Genomic DNA, 19,307 nt, shown 5'->3' with positions numbered 1-19,307 from the left:
GGTCAGCCCCGCTCCGCGTCGGCGCGACCGCGGGCGTAGGCCTCGTCGCTGCCCCAGCGGAACATGTCGGACCCGGCGTCGCGCACGAGCACGGCCACACCGGGGCCGTCCTCCTCGGTCACCACGTCGAGCCCGCTCACAACGACGACGGGGGTGCCCGAGGCCTTGCCCCTGACCAGGTCGGCGGCCGAGGCGATCTGGTCGACCGTGGCCGCGACGCTGACGCTCAGCGGCCGGCCGGAGCGGTCGACGCTCCCCCTGGCGTCGTCGACGACGGCGAGCCCCGCGGCCCCCACCGCGAGGTCGGTCTGGCCGTTGCGCCACGGCCGGCCGAAGGTGTCCGTCACCACGACGCCGATCCGGCGTCCCGTGCGCTCGGCGATGCCCCGGCGCAGGGCGCGCGCCGAGCCGTCCGGGTCGACGGGCAGCAGGAGCACGTGCCCCTCGGGGACGTTGCTCGCGTCCACGCCCGCGGCGGCCATGACGAAGCCGTGCCTGGTCTGCACGATGCGCGTGGTCCTGCCGTCGGGCGCGGTGCGCGAGGCGACCACCCTGACCGCTTCGTCGGTGATCGCCTGCTCCCGGTCCTCGGCCCTGACCAGCCGGCCCTCCGCCTTGGCGACGACCTTGCTCGCCACGACCACGACATCGCCGTCGGACACCCCGCCCGCGTCGGTCAGCGCCGCCGCGACGATCGCCCCGAGGTCGTCTCCGTCCGTGATCTCCGGAATGCCGGGCACCCCGCGGACGACGAGCGCTCCCCCGGCCGCGCCGGGCGCCTGCCCGGAGGCAGCCGGCCCGGCGCCCGCCTGCCCCGGGTCGGCCTGCCCGGCGCCTGGCCCGCTCACGACGCCGCCCTGGCCCGCAGCCGTGGCGCGATGTCCCGCTCGAACAGCGCGAGGAAGCGCTCCTGGTCGGGCCCAGGCGCGTGGAACACCAGCTCGGTGAAGCCGGCGTCGATGTACGCGCCGATGCGCTCGGCCACGTCGTCCGGGTCGGAGCCGACGATCCAGCGGCCCGCGATCGTGTCGATCGGGAGGGCGTCGGCGGCGGCCTCCATCTGCAGCGGGTCGGAGATGCTGTGCTTCTGCTCGGCGCTCAGCGCGAGCGGCGACCAGAACCGGGTGTTCTCCCTGGCCGCGTCGGCGTCGGTGTCGTAGGACAGTTTGATCTCGATCATCCGCGCCGCGCTCCCCGGCGTCCTCCCGGCCTTCCGCTCGCCCTCGGCGACGGCGGGGAGCAGGGTGTCGGTGTACAGCGGCATGCCCTTGCCCGAGGTGCAGATGAACCCGTCGCCCGCCCGGCCGGCGTAGCGGGCGACAAGCGGACCGCCGGCGGCGATGTAGACGGGCACCGGCTGCTCCGGACGGTCGTAGATGCTCGCCCCGTGGGTGGAGTAGTACTCGCCCGCGTAGCTGACCCGCTCCTGAGTCCAGAGCAGCCGCATGAGCTCGACCGCCTCGCGGAGCCGGGCGAAGCGCTCCTTGAACTCCGGCCAGTCCTGCTCGCCCGCGCCGCGGAACCCCGTGGCGATCTCGTTGAGGGCCTCGCCCGTGCCGACCCCGAGCATCACCCGGCCGGGGTAGAGGCAGCCGAGCGTCGCGAAGGCCTGGGCGAGGACGGCGGGGTTGTAGCGGAACGTCGGCGTCATGACCGAGGTGCCCAGCCGGATGGTGCTCGTGCGCTCCCCCACGGCCGCCAGCCAGGCGAGGGAGAACGGCGCGTGCCCCCCGGTGTGCCGCCAGGGCTGGAAGTGGTCGCTCACCACGACGCTCTGCATCCCGTGGCGCTCCGCCGCGACGGAGATCTCGACGAGCGTGCGCGGGTCAAACTGCTCGGCGGAGGCCTTGTAGCCGAGGACGAGTTCGGTCATCGTCGTTGTCCTGTTCCTTGGGGGTCGGTCCCGGTGCATGTGGCAGGTCCTGTGCGTGCTGCCGGGCGGAGGGGGTGGAGTCGTGGCCGGTGCCGCGCAGCCGGAGCCGGGGCAGCACCTCGGCCCCGACGTGCGCGATCCAGCCGGCCTGGTCGGTGCCGGCGTTGTGCAGGTAGACCTCGTCGTAGCCGAGGTCGAGGTAGGCCTGGATCGCGCGGACGTGGGCGTCCGTGTCGGCCGACACGAGCATCCGGCCCTCGAAGTCCTCGGCGCCGATGCCGCGGACGAGCTGCTCCATGTCCTGCGGCGAGCGCACGTCGCTGCGGGGGAAGCGCACCGCGGGGAGCGGCCACTCCTCGATGGCCTGGCGGAGCGCGGTCTCCTCGTCGGCCGCCCAGGACGCGTCGAGGCGCAGCACCGTGCGGACGGTGTCGGGGTCGCGTCCGGCCTCGGCGACGCCGGTGAGGAAGCGCTCGCGCAGCAGGCCGGCGCGCTCGGGGGTCGTGGCGATCGTCATCAGGCCGTCGGCGCTCCGTCCGGCGCGCCGGGCGGTGGCCGGGCCCGAGGTGGCGATGAGGACGGGAGGGGGCGTGGGGTTCTCCGCCCAGAGGCTGCTCGTCTCGACGGTGAACGACGAGCCGCGGTGCCTGGCCGTCGTGCGCCGCGAACCCGGGGCGTCGCCGAGCGTGGCGAACAGCTTGGTGACGACCTCGAGCGCCTCGAACATCTGGCGGACGCGCTCCGCCGCCTCCGGCCAGTACTGGCCGACGACGTGCTCGTTGAGCGCCTCCCCCGCGCCGAGCGCGCACCAGAAGCGGCCGGGGTAGAGGTCGTTGAGCGTGGCGGCGGCCTGCGCGAGCACGGCGGGGTGCAGCCGGTAGCCTGCCGTGACCGCGGCGATGCCGAGCGGCCCACGACCCGCCTGGCCGAGTGCCCCCGCCAGGCTCCAGGAGTGTGCGGCGTGGCCGTGGCGGGCGAGCCAGGGCTGGAAGTGGTCACTGAGGACGGTGCCGTCGAAGCCGGCCCGCTCGGCCAGGCTGCTCAGCCGCATGAGCTCGGCCGCGGGGAACCGGTCGGCCATCGCGGCGAGGCCGACCCTCTGCTGGTGCGTCATCCCTGCTCCCCTCCCCGGTGTCGTCGCGCCGGTGCGCTCACGCTATCCCCGTCATCGTTCGGGCGTGTTTCGCGGCGGTTTCATCCCCGCGCACCCTCGTCCCTGCGCACGGTGAGCTGGTTGCTCACCTGGGCGAGCGGCCGGAGGATCAGCGAGTCGACGTTGACGTGGGCCGGCTGAGCGAGCGCCCAGGCGATCGTCCCGGCGACCTCGTCCGCGCTGAGCGGGTCCATCCCGGCGTAGACGGCGGCGGCCTTGTCCCCGTCGCCGCGGAACCGGACGAGCGAGAACTCCTCCGTGGCGACGGTGCCCGGTGCGATCTCGATGACGCGGACCGGCTCGCCGGCCAGCTCGATGCGCAGGGTGTGCGCGATCATCTGCTCGGCCTTCTTCGCGCCGGTGTATCCGGCCGCGCCCGCGTAGGCGCCGTGCGCCGCGGTGGAGGTGACGAAGACGAGCTCGCCGCCGTGGGAGCGCAGCCCGGGGAGGAAGGCCTGGGTGATGCGGAGCGGCCCGAGCACGTTGACCCGGTACATCCACTCCCAGTCGGCGGGGTCGGCGTCGGCGACCGGCTCGAGTCCCATCGCGCCGCCGGCGTTGTTGACGACGGCGGTGACCGGTCCCCCGGCCAGCGCCGCGGCGGCGAAGGCGTCGACGGAGGCCTGGTCGGTGACGTCGACGGTCAGCGGGGTCGCGCCGGTCTCCGCGGCGAGCGCCTCGAGCCGGTCGGTGCGGCGCGCGGCGGCGACGACGTCCCAGCCGTCGGCGACGAGGGCCCGGACGGTGGCGGCGCCGATGCCGGAGGACGCCCCCGTCACGACGGCGCGGCGGGCGGGTGTGGTGGCGGTCATGGTGGTCCTGTTCGTGTCCGTGGGCGGGGTGGTGCGGGGGGGGTGACGCGCGGTGGTCGGGCGTCCGGCGGAGCGGAGTGTCGGCGGGGCGTGGTGCCGGGCGTCAGAGCCGGAGCGCGCCGAGGGCTGCGTCGATGATCGCGATGCCCTCCGCCGCCTCCTGGGCGGTGACGACGCAGGGCGGCACGACGTGGATGCGGTTCGCGGTGACGAAGGGCAGCAGCCCCCTGCCGAGCAGCTCCGCCTTGAGCGCGGCCATGGTCGCCGCGTCCAGAGGCTCGGCGCCGTCCCCGTCGGCGACGAGCTCGATCGCCCAGAAGACGCCGCAGCCGCGGACGTCGCCGACCGAGGGGTGGTCCTCGGCGAGGCGGTGCAGGGCGGGGCCGATGACCTCGGCCCCCACGCGCGCCGCGTTGTCGACGATGCCCTCGTCCCTCATGGCGTCGATGGTCGCGACGATCGCCGCCATGGCCAGCGGGTGCCCGGAGTAGGTCAGCCCCCCGGGGTAGACGTCGTGGTCGAAGCGCTCGGCGATCCGCGGCGAGATGAGCACGCCCCCGGCGGGGACGTAGCCGGAGTTGACCCCCTTGGCGAAGGTCACCAGGTCGGGGGTGACGCCGTAGCGGTGGAAGGCGAACCAGTCGCCGGTGCGTCCGAAGCCGGCCATGACCTCGTCGAGGATGAGGACGATGCCGTAGCGGTCGGCGATCTCGCGCACGCCGGGCAGGTAGCCGGCCGGCGGCGGCATGATCCCCGCGGTGCCGGGGATCGTCTCGATGAGGATCGCGGCGATGGTGCCAGCCCCCTCGGCCTGGATGGTGCGCTCCAGGTGGTGCAGGGCGCGCTCGCACTCCTGCTCCTCGCCGTCCGACCAGAACTCGCTCCGGTACGCGAAGGGCCCGAAGAAGTGCCGGTGCCCCCTGGCGTAGCGGTTGGGGATGCGGCGCCAGTCGCCCGTGGCGACGATGGCCGCGCCCGTGCCGCCGTGGTACGAGCGGTACTGGCTGAGGACGGTGTCCCTCCCGGTGGACAGCCGGGCCATGCGGATCGCGTTCTCGTTCGCGTCGGCGCCGCCGTTGGTGAAGAACACCCGGCTGAACCCCTCCCCGGCGACCTCGAGGATCCGCTTGGCCGCCTCGCCGCGGGCGAGGTTCGCGGTCGCGGGCGAGACGGTGACCAGCTGCGCGGCCTGCTCCTGGATCGCGGCGACCACCCGGGGGTGCTGGTAGCCGATGTTGACGTTGACGAGCTGGCTGGAGAAGTCCAGGTACTCCGTGCCCGCGTAGTCCCACACCCGGCAGCCGGAGCCCCCGGCGAGGACCATCGGGGACAGCTCGGCCTGCGCCGACCAGGAGTGGAAGACCCCGGCCCTGTCGAGCTCGAGTGCCCTGCGGTTGTCGTCCGGGTCGAGCCCCGGTCCCGCTGCGGCGGTTGTGGGCATGGCTTCGCTCTCTTTCTTCCTGCGGTGTGCGGCGGTGGCCGCGGCGGGTGCGGTAGGCGGTGTCGGTCCGCCCGCCGTGCGTGGGTGCGTGTGCGGCGTGGCGGCCCGCCGTGCGCGTGGGGGCGGCTGCCCGGGACGGGGCGGCCCGTGCGTGTGACGGGCGCCCCGGCCCCGCGGGTGCCGGGCGGGGTGGCCCGCCCGGCACGGTCCGGCTACTCGCCGCCGGGCTCGAGGGTGACCTCGATCGGGCTGTAGTCCGCGCCGGTCACGTCGACGTCCTCGCCCTCCAGCTCGCTGAGCGCCTGCTCGATGTACTCGTTGCTGAACGCCGTCTCCGGCGGGTCGGCGGTGATGAGCGGGCCGTTCTCGTTGCTCGTCTTCAGCGCCAGGTCGACGGTCTGGTCCCAGGCGTCCTGCTGGATGACGCCGATGCGGTCGCCGGAGGGCCAGATGAGCTTGTTCGTCTCGTTCGCCATCCACAGCTGGTGGGAGGCGCCGAGGGTGGAGCCGGCCTCGGTGACGATGCCGGGGATCTCCTCGACGTTGTCCCTGGCGTAGACCCAGCCCTTGACGCTGGCCTTGAGGAACTTCACCGTGGTCTCCGCGTAGTCGGAGTCGGCGTCGGCGAGCCGTTCGGCGTCCGCCCAGATGGCGTCCTGGAGCATGCTCGTGCCCTCGTCGTTCCAGTTGATGACGGAGAAGTCCTCCGGCGTGTACAGCTCGCCCGTGTCCGGGTTCGTCGTCTCCAGCAGCTGGGCGTACTCGTTGTAGGTCATGGCCTGGGCGGCGTCGATCTCGCCGGAGAGCAGCCCCTCCATGTCGAAGGCCTGGGTGACGATGTCCGGGTCGGTGATACCCGCCTTGTTCAGGCCGGCGTACAGCTCCCACTCGTTGCCGTAGCCCCAGGAGCCGATCGTCTTGCCCTCGAGGTCCTCCGGCGTGGTGATACCGGAGTCGGCGAAGGCGACCTGCAGCGTGGCGCTCCGCTCGAAGATCTGGGCGACGTTGGTGATGTTGGCGCCCTGCTCGATGGAGCCGAGCACCTTGGGCACCCAGGCGATGGCGTAGTCGACGTCCCCGGCGGCGAGCGCGTCCTGCGGCACGATGTCGCCTCCGCTGGGGATGATCTCGACGTCGAGGCCCTCGTCCTCGTAGTAGCCCTGGTCGAGGGCCGCGTAGTAGCCGGCGAACTGCGACTGGGTGAGCCACTGGAGCTGGAGCTTGACGGGGGTCAGCTCGCTGTCACCGGACGCCTCGGGCTCGGAGCCGGAGGAGCTGCAGCCGGACAGGAGGAGGGCGGTGGCGAGGACGGCGCCGATGGCGCCTGCTTTTTTGCTGTGCATCGTGGTCACGTTCCTTTCGGTGGGGCCGCGGACGGTGTCCGTCGTGGTCGGCCGTGGAGCGAATCGGATGGAGCGGTGGAGTGGTGCGGGGTGATGCAGGGTGGTGCGGGGTGGTGCGGGTCATGCGGGGTGGTGCGGTGCGGGTCGGTGGAGCGGGTCGGTGGGCGGAACGCGGCGCCGGCGAGCGGGCGCCGGACCGGGAGGGGCCGGGTCGAGGCCGGACCGCTCAGGGGGAGGGACGGTGCCGGGACACGACGCGCTCCAGCGCGAGCGTGACGAGGTAGAACGCCAGTCCGGTCACGATCGCCCCCAGCACGAAGGCCCAGGCCTGCGCGTAGTTGCTTCCGGAGGCGGCCGTGGTGATCTGCGATCCGATGCCGGTCTTCGGCCCGCCGAAGTACTCGGACACGAGCGCGGAGATCACGGCGAGGGAGGACGCCTGGCGCAGGCCGGTGAACACGAACGGCAGGGCCGTCGGAACCGTCACGGTGCGCACGGCGCGCCATCCGGTGATGTTCAGGGCCCGCAGCAGCTCCCGGTGCACGGGGCTCACCTGGCGCAGGCCGCGGAGGGCGTTGACGAACACGGGCACGAACACGGCGATCGCGACGACGATCACGCGCCCCGTCTCCGAGCTGGAGCCGAACATGATGTAGAACACCGGGGCGACGGCGGCGATCGGCACGACGGCGAGGGCGACGACCACCGGCGCGAGCATGCCGTCGACGACCCGGGCGCCGGAGGCCGCGATGGCCAGGAGCACGGCAACGACGGCGGAGATCACCAGGCCGAGGAGCGCGTTCGTGCCCGTTGCGACGCTCGCCTCGACGATCTGCGGGGTCAGCCGGGCGAACTCCGCGCCGATCGCCGACGGCGCCGGCAGCAGGAACGCGGGGATCTCCAACGCCCTGACGGCCAGCTCCCACAGCAGCAGGGCCACGACGACGAGGACGAGCGGGGGCAGCGCGGACGCCAGCGCGGGCGGGAGTCCCCGCCGCCGCGCGACGACGGGAGCGGAGGGGACCGCGGTCGCGGCCGTCATCGGTTCTCCACCCCCTGGCCCGCGGCGGCGCCGTCGTGCAGCGCCTCCCGCACGGCGGTGACCCCGCGGAAGAACGCGGCGTCGTCCCTGACGGCGTCGGAGCCGACCGGGGCGCCTGCGCGCTCCATGACGACGACCTCCTTCACCCGCCCCGGCCGCGGCGACATCACCACGACCCGGTGCGAGAGGAACACCGCCTCGGGGATCGAGTGGGTGACGAAGACGACGGCGGCCCCCGTCTCGCCGCAGATCCGCAGCAGCTCGGACTGCATCCGCTCCCTCGTCATCTCGTCGAGGGCGCCGAACGGCTCGTCCATGAGCAGCAGCTTCGGGTTGCGCGCCAGCGAGCGGGCGATGGCGACGCGCTGCTGCATGCCGCCGGAGAGCTGGTCGGGGTAGCGGTCGGCGAAGTCGCCCAGGCCGACGAGCTCGATGAGCTCGCGGACCCGCGCGGCGACGTCCAGCCCGCGCTCGCGGTGCATCTGCAGCGGCAGCGCGATGTTCTGGCTCACCGTCCTCCAGGGCAGCAGACCGGCCTGCTGGAACGCGATGCCGTAGTCCTGGTCGAGCCTGGCCCTCCTCGCCGTCTTGCCGAACACGCTCACGCTGCCGGCGTCCGGCTGGTCCAGGTCGGCGATCTGGCGCAGCAGGGTGCTCTTGCCGCAGCCGGACGGGCCGATGAGCGAGACGAACTCGCCCGCGTGCACCGTGAGGCTGACGTCGCTGAGCGCGACGACGTCGGCCGCGCCCCGCTTGCGAGCGGAGAAGATGCGGGTGACCCCGTCGACGGAGACGGCGTCCGTCGTGGTGTCGAGCCGTTCGGGGGTGTCGATGATGATGGTCATGATGCGAGCTCCGTTCGACGGAATCGGTTCAGGGGAAGGCCGGCGAGGGCGACGAGGCCCGCGACGACGAGGCCGAGCAGCAGCGCTCCGGTGATGGGTGCCCAGACCTTGGCCGGGTCGGAGGAGACGAAGCCGGCGAACTCCATGATCATCCGGCCGATGCCCCCCGGAAGGCCCACCGATACCTCGGCCACGACGGTGCCGACGACGGCGCTCGCGCCCGCCAGCTTGAGCGCGGGGACGAGGTACGGCACGGCGGCCGGGAGCCGCAGCCGCACGAGCGTCGACCACCAGCCGGAGGCCAGCGAGTCCATCAGCTCCACGTCGACCGCGCTCGGCGACTGCAGGCCGCGCAGCATCCCGACCGCGATGGGGAAGAACGCCAGGTACGCGGCGATGACGGCGACCGACATCCAGTTCTGCCACTCGAACTCGCCGATCTCGATGCGCGCCCCCCAGCTGCGCACGAGCGGCGCCAGCGCGATCAGCGGAACCGTCTGGGACAGGATGACCAGGGGCAGCACAGCCGACTCCACGATCCGCACCCGCTGCATGGCCACGGCGAGCACGGTGCCGACGACGAGCCCGATCGCGAGCCCGCACAGGGCGATGCCGAGGCTCAGGCTCGCGGCCTGCACGACGGCGAGCCACAGCGGCGTGTCCGCGGCGGAGGAGGACACCGGCTCGAGCAGCCGGACGAGCATGTCGATCAGGTGGGGCATCGCCACGTCGTCCGTGCGCGGCAGCACCATGACCCCGCTGCCCCGCTCCCCCTCGACCGCCCCGATCCGCAGCCCCTCCGCGGGGCCGAGCGCCTTGTACCCCTCCCAGAGCACCGCGAGGAGCGCGACCCCGGCGATGCCGGTGGCGGAGGAGAACAGCAGGGAGCGGCTGCGCGTGCTCATGACGTCGCCAGAACGGTGTCCCTGAGCGCGGGGATGACGCGCTCGCCGTAGACGCGGAGGGTCTCCTCCTTGTTGTCGTGCTGCAGGTACCCGGCGAACTGGGTGACGCCGAGCTCCTTCAGCCGCTCCAGCTTCTCGATGTGCTGCTCGGCGGTCCCCAGCAGGCAGAAGCGGTCCACGATCTCGTCGGGGACGAAGGAGGTGTGGCTGTTCCCCGCCCGGCCGTGCTCGTTGTAGTCGTAGCCGGTGCGGCCGGCGATGTAGTCGGTGAGCGCCTGCGGGACCGCCCCGTCCGTGCCGTAGCGCTCCACGATGTCGGCGATGTGGTTGCCGACCATGCCGCCGAACCAGCGGCACTGCTCGCGCATGTGCTCCCAGTCCTCGCCCACGTACATCGGGGCGGCGACGCAGAACTGCAGCGACTCGGGGTCCCGTCCGGCACGCTCGGCGGCCTCCTTGACGGCCCCGATCATCCACGCCGCGATGTCCGGGTCGGCCAGCTGCAGGATGAAGCCGTCGGCGACCTCGCCGGTCAGTGCCAGCGCGCGCGGGCCGTACGCGGCGACCCACACCTCCAGCTCGCTGCCGTGCGACCACGGGAACCGGATCGTCGAGCCGTTGTGCTCGACGGCCCTGGAGTTGCCCAGCTCGCGGATCACGTGCACCGACTCGCGCAGCGTCGCCAGGGTCGTCGGCTTGCCGTTGAGCGTACGCACGGCCGAGTCGCCCCTGCCGATCCCGCAGACGGTGCGGTTGCCGTACATCTCGTTGAGGGTGGCGAAGATCGACGCCGTGACGGTCCAGTCGCGCGTCGCCGGGTTGGTGACGAAGGGGCCGACCTTGACCTTGCGGGTCTCGGCGAGGATCTGGCTGTGGACGACGTAGGGCTCGAGCCACAGCAGGTGCGAGTCGAACGTCCAGACGTAGTCGAAGCCGTGCTCCTCGGCCTTCTTCGCCAGCGCGACCGTGCGCTGCGCGGGCGGGTCGATCTGCAGTACTGCTCCGAAATCCATGGTGTCTCCTTGTGCGTGGGTCGCGTGGGCTGGCGGTGTGCGGGTCAGACGAGGTACTGGCTGAGTCCCCTGCGGACGAAGCGGCCGTCGCCGGCCGAGCCGAGGTAGCGGTCGCCGTCGACGATGACCCGGCCGCGCGAGATCACCGTGTCGACGTGGCCGTCGATCTCGAAGCCCTCCCACGCGGAGTGGTCCATGTTCATGTGGTGGGTCTTGCCCAGGCCGATCGAGGTGTGGCCGTTCGGGTCGTAGACGACGACGTCGGCGTCGGCGCCCGGCTGGATGACGCCCTTCTGGCCGTAGATGCCGAACATGCGCGCCGGGGTGGTGCTGGTCAGCTCCACCCAGCGCTCGAGCGTGATCTCACCCGTGACGACGCCCTGGTACATGAGGTCCATGCGGTGCTCGACGGAGCCGATGCCGTTGGGGATCTTGCGGAAGTCGCCGACCCCCAGCTCCTTCTGGCCGCTCATGCAGAACGGGCAGTGGTCGGTGGCCACCATCTGCACGTCGTTGGTGCGCAGCGCCCGCCACATGTGCTCCTGGTGGTGCTCGTGCTTGGAGCGCAGCGGCGTCGAGCACACCCACTTGGCCCCCTCGAAGCCGGGGGCTCCGAGCTGGTCCTCGAGCGAGAGGTACAGGTACTGCGGACAGGTCTCGCCGAACACGTTCTGCCCGGCGTCGCGTGCCGTCGCGAGCTGGGCGACGGCCTGCTTCGCGCTGACGTGGACGACGTACAGCGGAGCACCGGTCAGGTTGGCGAGCATGATCGCCCTGTGCGTGGCCTCCTCCTCCGCCTGCCAGGCGCGGGCGATGCCGTGGTAGTAGGGGCCCGTCTTGCCCGCCTCGACGAGCTGCTCGGCGAGCACGTCGATGACGGGGCCGTTCTCGGCGTGCATCATCGTCATCAGGCCCAGGTCGGCCGCCCGCTGCATGGCCCGGAGGATCTGCGCGTCGTCGCTGTAGAAGACGCCGGGGTAGGCCATGAACATCTTGTAGCTGGTGATGCCCTCGTCGGCGAGGCTGCCGAGCGCCTGCAACGAGTCCTCGGTGACGTGGCCGATGATCTGGTGGAACGCGTAGTCGACGGCGCACACCCCCGCGGCCTTGTCGTGCCAGGCGGCGAGCGCGTCCATGACCCGCTCCCCGTGCTTCTGCACGGCGAAGTCGATGATCGTCGTCGTGCCGCCCCAGGCGGCCGCCCGGGTGCCGGTCTCGAAGGTGTCGCTGGCCTCGGTGCCGCCGAAGGGCATCTGCATGTGGGTGTGCGCGTCGATTCCGCCGGGGATGACGTACTTGCCCGCGGCGTCGATCACCCGGTCGACGCTCGCGCTCAGCTCGCTGCCGAGCAGCTGCGACCCCGGCGCGAGCAGCGCCTGGATGCGCTCGCCGTCGATGAGCACGTCGGCGACGACGCGGCCCGTCGCGCTGACGACCGTTCCGTTGGTGATGAGCGTCTTCATGGGTGGTCTCCTGTCGTTCCTCGTCGTTCCGCCTGGCGTCGTCGGGCGCGGGCGTCGGGCCTGGCGGTGGCCGGGGAGCGCGGGGCTCCCCGGCCGCTGCCGTCAGGGGCGCGGGATCGCCGTGTAGGTGTCGGGGCGGCGGTCCCGGAAGAACTGCCAGTCGTCGCGGGCCTCGCGCACCAGGTCGAGGTCGAGGTCGCGGATGACGACCTCCTCGTCCTCGCCGCTGGCGTAGCCGCCGACGATGGTGCCCCTCGGGTCGGCGAACTGGCTGTTGCCGTAGAAGGTGACCGCCTCGTCGCCGTACTCGTTGTCCTCGCGGCCGACGCGGTTGGGTGCGGCGACGAAGTAGCCGTTCGCGGCGGCGGCGGCCGGCTGCTCGAGCTCCCACAGCCGGTTGGACAGGCCGGGCTTGGTGGCGTTGGGGTTGAACACGATCTGGGCCCCGTTGAGGGCGAGCTCGCGCCACCCCTCGGGGAAGTGCCGGTCGTAGCAGATGTACACGCCGATGGGTCCGACGGCCGTCTGGAAGACGGGGTAGCCGAGGTTGCCTGGCCGGAAGTAGAACTTCTCCCAGAAGCGCTCGACGTGGGGGATGTGGTTCTTGCGGTAGCTGCCGAGAACGGTGCCGTCGCTGTCGACGACGACGGCGGTGTTGTAGTACACCCCTGGCTGGTCCTCCTCGTAGATCGGCAGCACGGTGACGAGGCCGAGCTCCTTGGCCAGCGCGGCGAAGCGGGTGACGATGGGGCCGTCGACGGGCTCGGCGTAGGCGTAGTACTTCTTGTCCTGGGTGATGCCGAAGTAGGGGCCGTAGAACAGCTCCTGGAAGCAGATCACCTGGGCGCCGTTCTCCGCGGCGGTCCGCATGAACTGCTCGTGCTTGTCGAGCATGGACTCCTTGTCCCCCGTCCAGGTCGTCTGGGTGATCGCGGCTCTGATGACGGTCATTCGTCCTCCTGTTGGCGGGTGTCTGGCGAGGTACTTTTTGTTATCTTTTGGCGTAAACATTTCTCTGTCGTTTCCCCGCGTGACGCAGACGTAAATTCGTCGGACCGATCGGAGGATTCGACGCGAAACGGCGCCGGGCGGTAAACCGTCCCGGCGCCGTTTGCGCTTGATCGTCGTCGCCGACGCTCCCGCCCGTCACTCGACGAGCGCACCGTCCTTCCACACGCCCACGATGCGGTCGGGCAGCTCGGCGAGCTGCTCCGACGCCGTCAGCTCCAGGTCGAGAAGGACCAGGTCCGCGGCGGAACCCCGCCGGATCTCACCGACGCCGGAGACGTTCGGCAGCAGCCTCGCGCCGATCGAGGTCGCGGAACGGAGGATGGCGTCGACCGGCATTCCCGCCTCGGCCATGGCCGGCAGCTCCGTCAGACCGAGACCGTGCGGGCCGATCCCCGAGTCCGAACCCATGGCGACGACGACCCCGGCGTCCACGGCGCGGCGGAAGCTGTCGAGGTGCCGCCCGACGACACCCCTCGCCTTCGCCAGGATGTTGTCGGGCAGGCCGGACGGGCCACCACCGTACTCGAGTACCTGGCGCGGTGCCGTGAGCGTCGGAACGAGCACGACGTCCCGGTCCAGCATCAGCTCGATGGCCTCGTCATCCAGGTAGATCGCGTGCTCGATGGTCCGCGCACCCGCCAGGATCGCGTTCTTGATTCCCTGGGTGCCGATCGCGTGCGCCGCGACATAGCTGCCGTGCGCCTCCGCCTCCTCGACGATGACACGCAGCTCATCGAGCCCGAACTGGGTGTGATCCGGGTGGTCGTTGGTCGACATCACGCCTCCCGTGGCGCACACCTTGATCACGTCGGCTCCGGCCCTGAGCATGGTGCGGGTGACCTTGCGCACCTCCTCGACCCCGTCCGCGATGCCGCTTGGCACCCCGAGAGAGGGGTTCGTGTGATGCAGGGTCACCCCCGAGCGCAGCCAGTTGTCACCGTGACCGCCGGTGATGCTCAACGCGTTGACCGCGATGGACAGCTTCGGACCGGCGATGACGCCCTCGTCGATCGCCTCGCGGAGCCCCGCGTCGGCGCCCGTGAGGTCGCGGGCGGAGGTCACCCCCGAGCGCAGCATCGTTCTGGCGCTGTTGACCGATCGGTAGAACGGAAGCGAGAACGGCTCCTGCGCGGAACGCATCGGGTTGGCGTTCGCCACCATCAGGTGAACGTGCGCGTCGACGAGACCGGGGACGAGCGTGCGCCCCTCACACTCGACGACGTCGACGCCCCCTCCGATCTCCGACGAGCCTGGCTCGACAGCGGCGACCCGGCCCTGCCGGACTACGACATCGCGGGGAGCGTCGAGGAACGCGTGTCCGTCGAACACCCGCGCCGAGCGGAAAACGGTGGTCGGTGCTGCTGGCATTTCTTCTCCTTGACTCTGCACGGTGCGGGTCCTGTTCATTTGCGTTCAGCCGCCACGCGCTGGCGGGAGGCGCTCAGCAGGACGATGGCGATGCCGAAGGCCACGGCGGATGCGACCCAGACCAGGACGTACCCGGATATCCCTGGCACGCTGCCCCCGTCGGGCACGGTCACGGTGAGGACGAAAGCGACCAGCGCCCCCGCGATCGCCCCGCCGAGGGTGCGGAGCGTGTTGTAGATCCCTGCGGCGATCCCCGTCGCGTCGCTCGGGGACCGTTCGGCGATGAGAGTCGGCATCGCACCGATCAGCAGCCCCATCGCGAACCAGCTCACGAGGAAGAACGTCGCCGACCAGACGAGCGCCGAATGCATGAGCACCTGCAGGACGAAGGCGATCGCTCCGATTCCGCTGCCGAGCATGAGCACGCCGAGCAGCCCCAGCCGCTTCGCCAGGAACGGCGACACGGTGGACCCCACCGCCGCCATCCCCGTTGTCGCCGCTGTCAGGCCCGACAGCTGCACGGCGGTCAGGCCGAAGCCGTACCCGGTCACCGCCGGGTCGGCGGTGAGGAAGGTGGCGAAGGGGACCTGGTTGCCGAACAGCACGAGGCCGAAGAGGAACGAGGCGAGATAGAGCGGCCCGAGCGCCCGCGAGGCCACCAGGCGCAGGTCGATCGCCGGGGTGGCGACCCTGAGCTGCCACACGCTCCAGAGCACGGCGGCGATCAGGGCGGCGGCGATGGGGACGTAGGCAGCCGGCGAGGTGAACCCCTGCGAGGACACCTGCCCCATTCCCCACAGCAGTGCGGCGACGATGACTGCGAGGCCGGCGAAGCCCGCGTAGTCGATCTTGGCCGTGGAACGAACCGTGGACTCCGGGATCTTGACGAAGACCGCGTAGAGCGCGACGGCAACCATCACGCAGGGCACGAGGAGCACGAGGTGGATGTCGTCGGTCAGCGCCGTCACTCCCCCGGACGCGAGGGACCCGAGGACCGCGCCGATGGCGAGGACGGCGACGAGGTAGGCGATCGCCTTGCGCGCCGTGTCGCCGGTGATGCGGTTGTGGATCAGCGCGATCTCGAGGGGGAGCCACACGGTGAGCGGCGCCATGAGCACCCGCCCGATCAGCAGCACCTCGAACGTCGGCGCGAAGGCGACCATGAGCGAGGCGGCGAAGACGAGGACAACGGCGATGCGGAGCACCCGGCGGTGCCCGTAGCGGTCCCCGATCTTCGACAGCACGGGCACGAGCACGGCGGAGGCGAGGGTGAACACGGTCGTGAACCAGTTGAGCTGGGCCGCGTTGACGCCGAACTCGGTTCCGAACAGGGCGATGAGCGGGAGGTAGTACCCCTGCACGAAGCCGCTCGCGAGTTCGGTGAAGACGAGGAAGCCGATGACGGAGGCGACGGGGAGCGTCGCCGTGCGGTCGAGCGGCGTGGTGCGTGTGGACATAGTTCTCCTAGGGAAGGGGCCTGGAGGCCTGGTGCTATGACGCGGAGCGGGGAGGGGAAGCGACGAGAGCGCGGATGATCTCAGCGAGTTCGTCGGGTTGCGGAGGGCTCTTCCGCACCAGGAGCCGGAAGAGGGTGAAGCCGGAGAGGATGTCGATCAGGGCGACGACGTCCGTGTCGACCGGCAGCTGGCCGCGGTCGACCGCGCGTTCGATGATCGTGATGATTTGCTCTTGCCGTTTGCCGTAGACGCCGGACCAGAGGTTCTCCGCGACGTCGTCAGGCAGCTGGTAGACGGTGACGGCGGTCTGACCGAGCTGGTTGCGGACATTGATGAGCGAGAACCGCAGCAGGTCCTCGGCGACGTCCCCGGTGTCGGGGTCGTCGCCGACGACCAGCATGCGTTCGAGCGCGGCGGCGGCGAGCGCCGCCTTCGTCGGCCACCGGCGATAGATGGTGCTCTTGGCACAGCCCAGCGTCGTGGCGACGGCCTGGATGTCCAGCGCCTCGTACCCGGTTGCACACAGCGCGTCCCAGGTGCGCTGAAGGATCTTCTCCGTCAGCTCGTCGTCTCGAGGTCGGCCCCCGGGGGAGGCCGCTGTGTCGGTGGTCATGTTCTCACCGTAGCCCTCACGCCACGGTTACGATACGCGGTGTCGCGTATCGTAATCGTGACGTTCGGCATCGGAAATCGCGACGAAACATCACCGCGGGTCCGCCGCGCGCCGCCGCGAGCGCTCCGCCGTCAGGCGCGCCACCACGATCCGATCCGCCGCAGCATCGGTGGTGATGCCCTCGCGATCCGCCCGATCGAACACGAGCTCGAGTGTGTGCGAGATGCCGTCGATGCGCGCAGCGATCTCCTCCGGAGTGCCCTCAGCCCCCAGGTGGATCACGCCGCCGGCGTTCACCAAATAGTCCGGTGCGTACAGGATCCCGCGTGCGGCCAGAAGGGCACCGCCGTCAGGGGTCGCGAGCTGGTTGTTCGCGGGGCCGACCACGGCAGCCGACGCGAGTTCGGCGATCACCGTATCGCTCAGCATCCCGCCGACCCCCGCCGGCATGAAGACGTCGCACGGCACACGGTGCACTCCGGCCGGATCGACCCAGCGCGCGCCGATCGCCTCAGCGTCGGCCCGCCTGGACGGGTTCACGTCCGTCACGGTCAGCCGCGCCCCCGCCTCGGCGAGCGTGCGCGCGAGACGGAACCCCACCTGTCCCAGACCGGCCACGGTGATCGTCCGCCCCCGAGGATCGGGACTACCCGTGGTGCGACGCAGCGTCTCACCGAGTGCGGCCAGCACGCCACGAGCGGTGAACTCGGCCGGGTCGCCTTGCCCGCCGCTCTCGGCGGGCAAGCCGACGACGTGCTCCGTCCGCTCGGCCACGACCGCCATGTCGGCCGAGGCGGTACCGACGTCCTCCGCCGTGCGATAGCTCCCGCCGAACGCATCGACGAGATCGCCCAGATCGAGGAAGGCCGCGCGCCGGCGCTCCGCGTCCAGGCGCTCACCCGCGGCGAGAGCGATCACCGCCTTGCCGCCCCCCCGAGGGGAGCCCCGCGAGCGCGTTCTTGAAGGTCATCCCGCGGGAGAGCCGCAGTGCATCGTCGATGGCGTCGCCGGCGCTCGCGTAGCCCCAGAGCCGGCACCCGCCGAGGGCAGGACCGATGGTGGTGTCGTGCACGGCGACCGCGATGAGCAGGCCGCTCCGCCGCCCCCGTCCGAAGCGGACGTCCTCGTGCTCGATGCCCTGCCCCCTCATCCCGTGTTCGACAGTGGCGGTTCGGTTCATGGTGTGTCCTTTCGTTTCTCCGCTGAGCATCAGCGGACTCCTGCTGCGATCCTGGTCAATAGCTCTGGCGCGTCCATCCGGGGCAGGACGACGTGAATGAAGGTGGCAGCCGTCCCATCCGCATCGGCGAGAGCCCGCTCGAGCTCGGCGATCGTCCTGACCGACGCGGTCCGCGTACCCGGCGCTCCGAGGGCGGAGGGCAGAGCGGCCCAGTCCCAGTGGTGCACGTCCTGATAGACGGCACGGGGACTTCTGATCAGCCGCTCGACGGTGTAGCCGTCGTTGTCGAGGAGGAAGATCGTCGGGGCGTGTCCGCGGTGGAGGATCGTTCCCAGCTCCTGCACGGTCAGCTGCGCGGAGCCGTCACCGATGATCAGGACGTGCTCTCGGCCGGGAGCCGCCTCGAGGGAGCCGAGCAGCGCCGGGATCGTGTAGCCGATCGACGACCAGATCGGCTGACCGAGGAATTCGCAGCCGTCGGGGAGGTCCATCCCGACCGCACCGTAGAACGCCGTCCCCGCCTCGGCGATCACCGTGGTTCTCGGCCGGATCCAGCCCTCGAGGCGTGGCCACAGCGCGGCGTGATCAAGGGGCGCGTCGCCCTCGGCATCCGTCCGTGGCACCGCGCTCTCGGAGGAGGCAGTCGCATGCCTCTCCCGGTCGCGGCCCGCCGGGGAACTGCAGGAGAACGACTCCCCCGACCCGCCGGAGGCGCCGCTCTCGACGTCGCCCTCCCCCTCGACAGTCTCGCGCGCGGTCAGCTCGGCGTCGATCACGTCGAGGGCGTCCGACATCGTGACGCCATCGAACACGACCGACCCGACGCGCACGCCCTGCATGCCCAGCTCGATCGCGTCGTTCTCCGAAAACCCGTGAGTGAAGAAGCCGGTCAGGAAGTCGGTCATCGCCACGCCGGCGAGCACCAGCAACGGCGCCTCATCGATCCGCGTCCTGGTCTCGGGTCGATCCGTGTGCGCGCCGGCGTAGACGCCGAGAAGGCCCCTCGTCCCCGGCCGGATCAGGGTCTTCGCCGTGCTCTGCAACGCGACCGACACCCCGCTGCGCGCCGCGATCCTCCGCATCGCGGCCTCCGCACCGCCCCGGTGCACGCCCGCCCCCGCCAGGACAGCCACCTCTGCGCCCGCATCGTCGAGCAGGCTGCGGAACCGGCTGCGGAAGCTCGCGAGCTGATCAGCGTCGCTCACCCCGGTACGCAGCCGGCGCGCCAGGCGCCGAGAGGGGACCCGCGACACGGCGACGTCGCTGGGCACGCCCAGGTAGACCGGTCGCGACTCCGAGACAGCCTGCTCGAGCGCGGAGTCGATATCCTCCGCGGCGCGTTCCCCGCCCAGGACGACGACCCGCGCGGTCACCTGCTCGGCCACCGTCGCGAACCGGGTGAAGTCACCGTCGGCCAGGGTGTGGTGCAGGAGCTGCCCGTCCACCGACCGCGACGGCATACCGACGACATGGAGAACGGGAACGGACTCGGCGTAGCTGCCGGCGACACCGTTCACAGCGGACAGCTCCCCCACGCCGAAGGTCGTCAGCACCACGCCGAGCCCCCGACGGATGCGGGCATAGCCGTCGGCGGCGTACGCCGCATTGAGTTCGTTCGTCGAGCCCACCCACTCGACCGCCCCCGCGCGCAGCATCTCATCGATGAGCGCGAGGTTGAAATCGCCCGGCAGTCCAAAGATGTGACGGGTTCCGAGTTGTTCGAGTCGGGCCGCGAGGTACTCACCGACCGTGCACTCGGCGGTCGCGTGTCTGAGGTCTGTCATGCTC

18 protein-coding genes are annotated in these 19,307 nt (G+C 71.4%); all 18 read right to left on the bottom strand.

Annotated features, from left to right (window positions below; genetic code table 11):
• Nucleotides 1–2: 2 nt before the first annotated feature.
• Entirely contained in the window at nt 3–848 is an 846-nt protein-coding gene (gene cofE, locus FM119_RS03555; RefSeq protein WP_087136315.1) for a coenzyme F420-0:L-glutamate ligase, read from the bottom strand.
• Nucleotides 845–1,873, bottom strand: a complete 1,029-nt coding sequence (gene fgd / locus FM119_RS03550) for a glucose-6-phosphate dehydrogenase (coenzyme-F420) (RefSeq protein WP_087136314.1) — start codon at nt 1,871–1,873, stop codon at nt 845–847. The genes cofE and fgd overlap by 4 nt, the downstream gene beginning before the upstream one ends.
• Nucleotides 1,827–2,987 (bottom strand): TIGR03557 family F420-dependent LLM class oxidoreductase, encoded by a 1,161-nt coding sequence (locus tag FM119_RS03545; protein WP_087136313.1) that lies wholly within the window; start codon nt 2,985–2,987, stop codon nt 1,827–1,829. Before FM119_RS03545 ends, fgd begins: the two co-directional genes overlap by 47 nt.
• Before the next feature lie 80 nt (nt 2,988–3,067).
• Nucleotides 3,068–3,838: an SDR family oxidoreductase gene (locus tag FM119_RS03540; protein WP_087136312.1), complete on the bottom strand. Its 771-nt coding sequence runs from the start codon at nt 3,836–3,838 to the stop codon at nt 3,068–3,070.
• Between the two features lie 103 nt (nt 3,839–3,941).
• A complete protein-coding gene (locus FM119_RS03535; RefSeq protein WP_087136311.1) occupies nt 3,942–5,279 on the bottom strand; it encodes an aspartate aminotransferase family protein in 1,338 nt (445 codons plus the stop codon).
• Between the two features lie 212 nt (nt 5,280–5,491).
• Nucleotides 5,492–6,622, bottom strand: coding sequence for an ABC transporter substrate-binding protein (locus FM119_RS03530; protein WP_087136310.1), 1,131 nt, complete (start codon nt 6,620–6,622; stop codon nt 5,492–5,494).
• Between the two features lie 226 nt (nt 6,623–6,848).
• Entirely contained in the window at nt 6,849–7,664 is an 816-nt protein-coding gene (locus tag FM119_RS03525) for an ABC transporter permease (RefSeq protein WP_087136309.1), read from the bottom strand.
• A complete protein-coding gene (locus tag FM119_RS03520) occupies nt 7,661–8,509 on the bottom strand; it encodes an ABC transporter ATP-binding protein (protein ID WP_087136308.1) in 849 nt (282 codons plus the stop codon). The genes FM119_RS03525 and FM119_RS03520 overlap by 4 nt, the downstream gene beginning before the upstream one ends.
• On the bottom strand, nt 8,506–9,414 hold the full coding sequence (locus FM119_RS03515; protein ID WP_087136307.1) for an ABC transporter permease: 909 nt from the start codon (nt 9,412–9,414) through the stop codon (nt 8,506–8,508). The genes FM119_RS03520 and FM119_RS03515 overlap by 4 nt, the downstream gene beginning before the upstream one ends.
• Nucleotides 9,411–10,427 carry a TIGR03842 family LLM class F420-dependent oxidoreductase gene (locus FM119_RS03510; RefSeq protein WP_087136306.1) on the bottom strand — a complete coding sequence of 339 codons (1,017 nt, stop codon included), beginning with the start codon at nt 10,425–10,427 and terminating at the stop codon, nt 9,411–9,413. The genes FM119_RS03515 and FM119_RS03510 overlap by 4 nt, the downstream gene beginning before the upstream one ends.
• Before the next feature lie 44 nt (nt 10,428–10,471).
• Complete coding sequence (gene hydA, locus FM119_RS03505; RefSeq protein WP_087136305.1) at nt 10,472–11,890, bottom strand: dihydropyrimidinase; 1,419 nt, start codon at nt 11,888–11,890, stop codon at nt 10,472–10,474.
• A gap of 102 nt (nt 11,891–11,992) precedes the next feature.
• The gene (locus FM119_RS03500) at nt 11,993–12,841 is read right to left on the bottom strand and encodes a nitrilase-related carbon-nitrogen hydrolase (RefSeq protein WP_087136304.1); all 849 of its coding nucleotides are present in this window, start codon (nt 12,839–12,841) and stop codon (nt 11,993–11,995) included.
• 195 nt (nt 12,842–13,036) lie between these two features.
• Complete coding sequence (locus FM119_RS03495) at nt 13,037–14,269, bottom strand: metal-dependent hydrolase family protein (RefSeq protein WP_087136303.1); 1,233 nt, start codon at nt 14,267–14,269, stop codon at nt 13,037–13,039.
• 35 nt (nt 14,270–14,304) lie between these two features.
• Complete coding sequence (locus FM119_RS03490) at nt 14,305–15,726, bottom strand: MFS transporter (protein WP_087136302.1); 1,422 nt, start codon at nt 15,724–15,726, stop codon at nt 14,305–14,307.
• A gap of 34 nt (nt 15,727–15,760) precedes the next feature.
• The gene (locus FM119_RS03485; protein WP_087136301.1) at nt 15,761–16,339 is read right to left on the bottom strand and encodes a TetR/AcrR family transcriptional regulator; all 579 of its coding nucleotides are present in this window, start codon (nt 16,337–16,339) and stop codon (nt 15,761–15,763) included.
• 90 nt (nt 16,340–16,429) lie between these two features.
• Complete coding sequence (locus FM119_RS03480; protein ID WP_245827244.1) at nt 16,430–17,257, bottom strand: Glu/Leu/Phe/Val dehydrogenase family protein; 828 nt, start codon at nt 17,255–17,257, stop codon at nt 16,430–16,432.
• Nucleotides 17,235–17,519, bottom strand: coding sequence for a Glu/Leu/Phe/Val dehydrogenase dimerization domain-containing protein (locus FM119_RS14135; RefSeq protein WP_245827243.1), 285 nt, complete (start codon nt 17,517–17,519; stop codon nt 17,235–17,237). Before FM119_RS14135 ends, FM119_RS03480 begins: the two co-directional genes overlap by 23 nt.
• 29 nt (nt 17,520–17,548) lie before the next feature.
• A complete protein-coding gene (locus FM119_RS03475) occupies nt 17,549–19,303 on the bottom strand; it encodes an alpha-keto acid decarboxylase family protein (protein WP_087136300.1) in 1,755 nt (584 codons plus the stop codon).
• Between the last annotated feature and the right edge of the window lie 4 nt (nt 19,304–19,307).

The organism is Mycetocola reblochoni REB411 (assembly GCF_900163835.1).
Classification (GTDB): domain Bacteria; phylum Actinomycetota; class Actinomycetes; order Actinomycetales; family Microbacteriaceae; genus Mycetocola_B; species Mycetocola_B reblochoni.
This window is presented reverse-complemented; position numbering and strand designations above follow the sequence as displayed.

Excerpts from the sequence above, each read along its gene's own strand:
- fgd (WP_087136314.1), bottom strand. The coding sequence starts at position 1,873 with ATGACCGAACTCGTCCTCGGCTACAAGGCCTCCGCCGAGCAGTTTGAC.
- FM119_RS03545 (WP_087136313.1), bottom strand. The coding sequence starts at position 2,987 with ATGACGCACCAGCAGAGGGTCGGCCTCGCCGCGATGGCCGACCGGTTC.
- FM119_RS03540 (WP_087136312.1), bottom strand. The coding sequence starts at position 3,838 with ATGACCGCCACCACACCCGCCCGCCGCGCCGTCGTGACGGGGGCGTCC.
- FM119_RS03535 (WP_087136311.1), bottom strand. The coding sequence starts at position 5,279 with ATGCCCACAACCGCCGCAGCGGGACCGGGGCTCGACCCGGACGACAAC.
- FM119_RS03530 (WP_087136310.1), bottom strand. The coding sequence starts at position 6,622 with ATGCACAGCAAAAAAGCAGGCGCCATCGGCGCCGTCCTCGCCACCGCC.
- FM119_RS03525 (WP_087136309.1), bottom strand. The coding sequence starts at position 7,664 with ATGACGGCCGCGACCGCGGTCCCCTCCGCTCCCGTCGTCGCGCGGCGG.
- FM119_RS03520 (WP_087136308.1), bottom strand. The coding sequence starts at position 8,509 with ATGACCATCATCATCGACACCCCCGAACGGCTCGACACCACGACGGAC.
- FM119_RS03515 (WP_087136307.1), bottom strand. The coding sequence starts at position 9,414 with ATGAGCACGCGCAGCCGCTCCCTGCTGTTCTCCTCCGCCACCGGCATC.
- FM119_RS03510 (WP_087136306.1), bottom strand. The coding sequence starts at position 10,427 with ATGGATTTCGGAGCAGTACTGCAGATCGACCCGCCCGCGCAGCGCACG.
- hydA (WP_087136305.1), bottom strand. The coding sequence starts at position 11,890 with ATGAAGACGCTCATCACCAACGGAACGGTCGTCAGCGCGACGGGCCGC.
- FM119_RS03500 (WP_087136304.1), bottom strand. The coding sequence starts at position 12,841 with ATGACCGTCATCAGAGCCGCGATCACCCAGACGACCTGGACGGGGGAC.
- FM119_RS03495 (WP_087136303.1), bottom strand. The coding sequence starts at position 14,269 with ATGCCAGCAGCACCGACCACCGTTTTCCGCTCGGCGCGGGTGTTCGAC.
- FM119_RS03490 (WP_087136302.1), bottom strand. The coding sequence starts at position 15,726 with ATGTCCACACGCACCACGCCGCTCGACCGCACGGCGACGCTCCCCGTC.
- FM119_RS03485 (WP_087136301.1), bottom strand. The coding sequence starts at position 16,339 with ATGACCACCGACACAGCGGCCTCCCCCGGGGGCCGACCTCGAGACGAC.
- FM119_RS14135 (WP_245827243.1), bottom strand. The coding sequence starts at position 17,519 with ATGAACCGAACCGCCACTGTCGAACACGGGATGAGGGGGCAGGGCATC.
- FM119_RS03475 (WP_087136300.1), bottom strand. The coding sequence starts at position 19,303 with ATGACAGACCTCAGACACGCGACCGCCGAGTGCACGGTCGGTGAGTAC.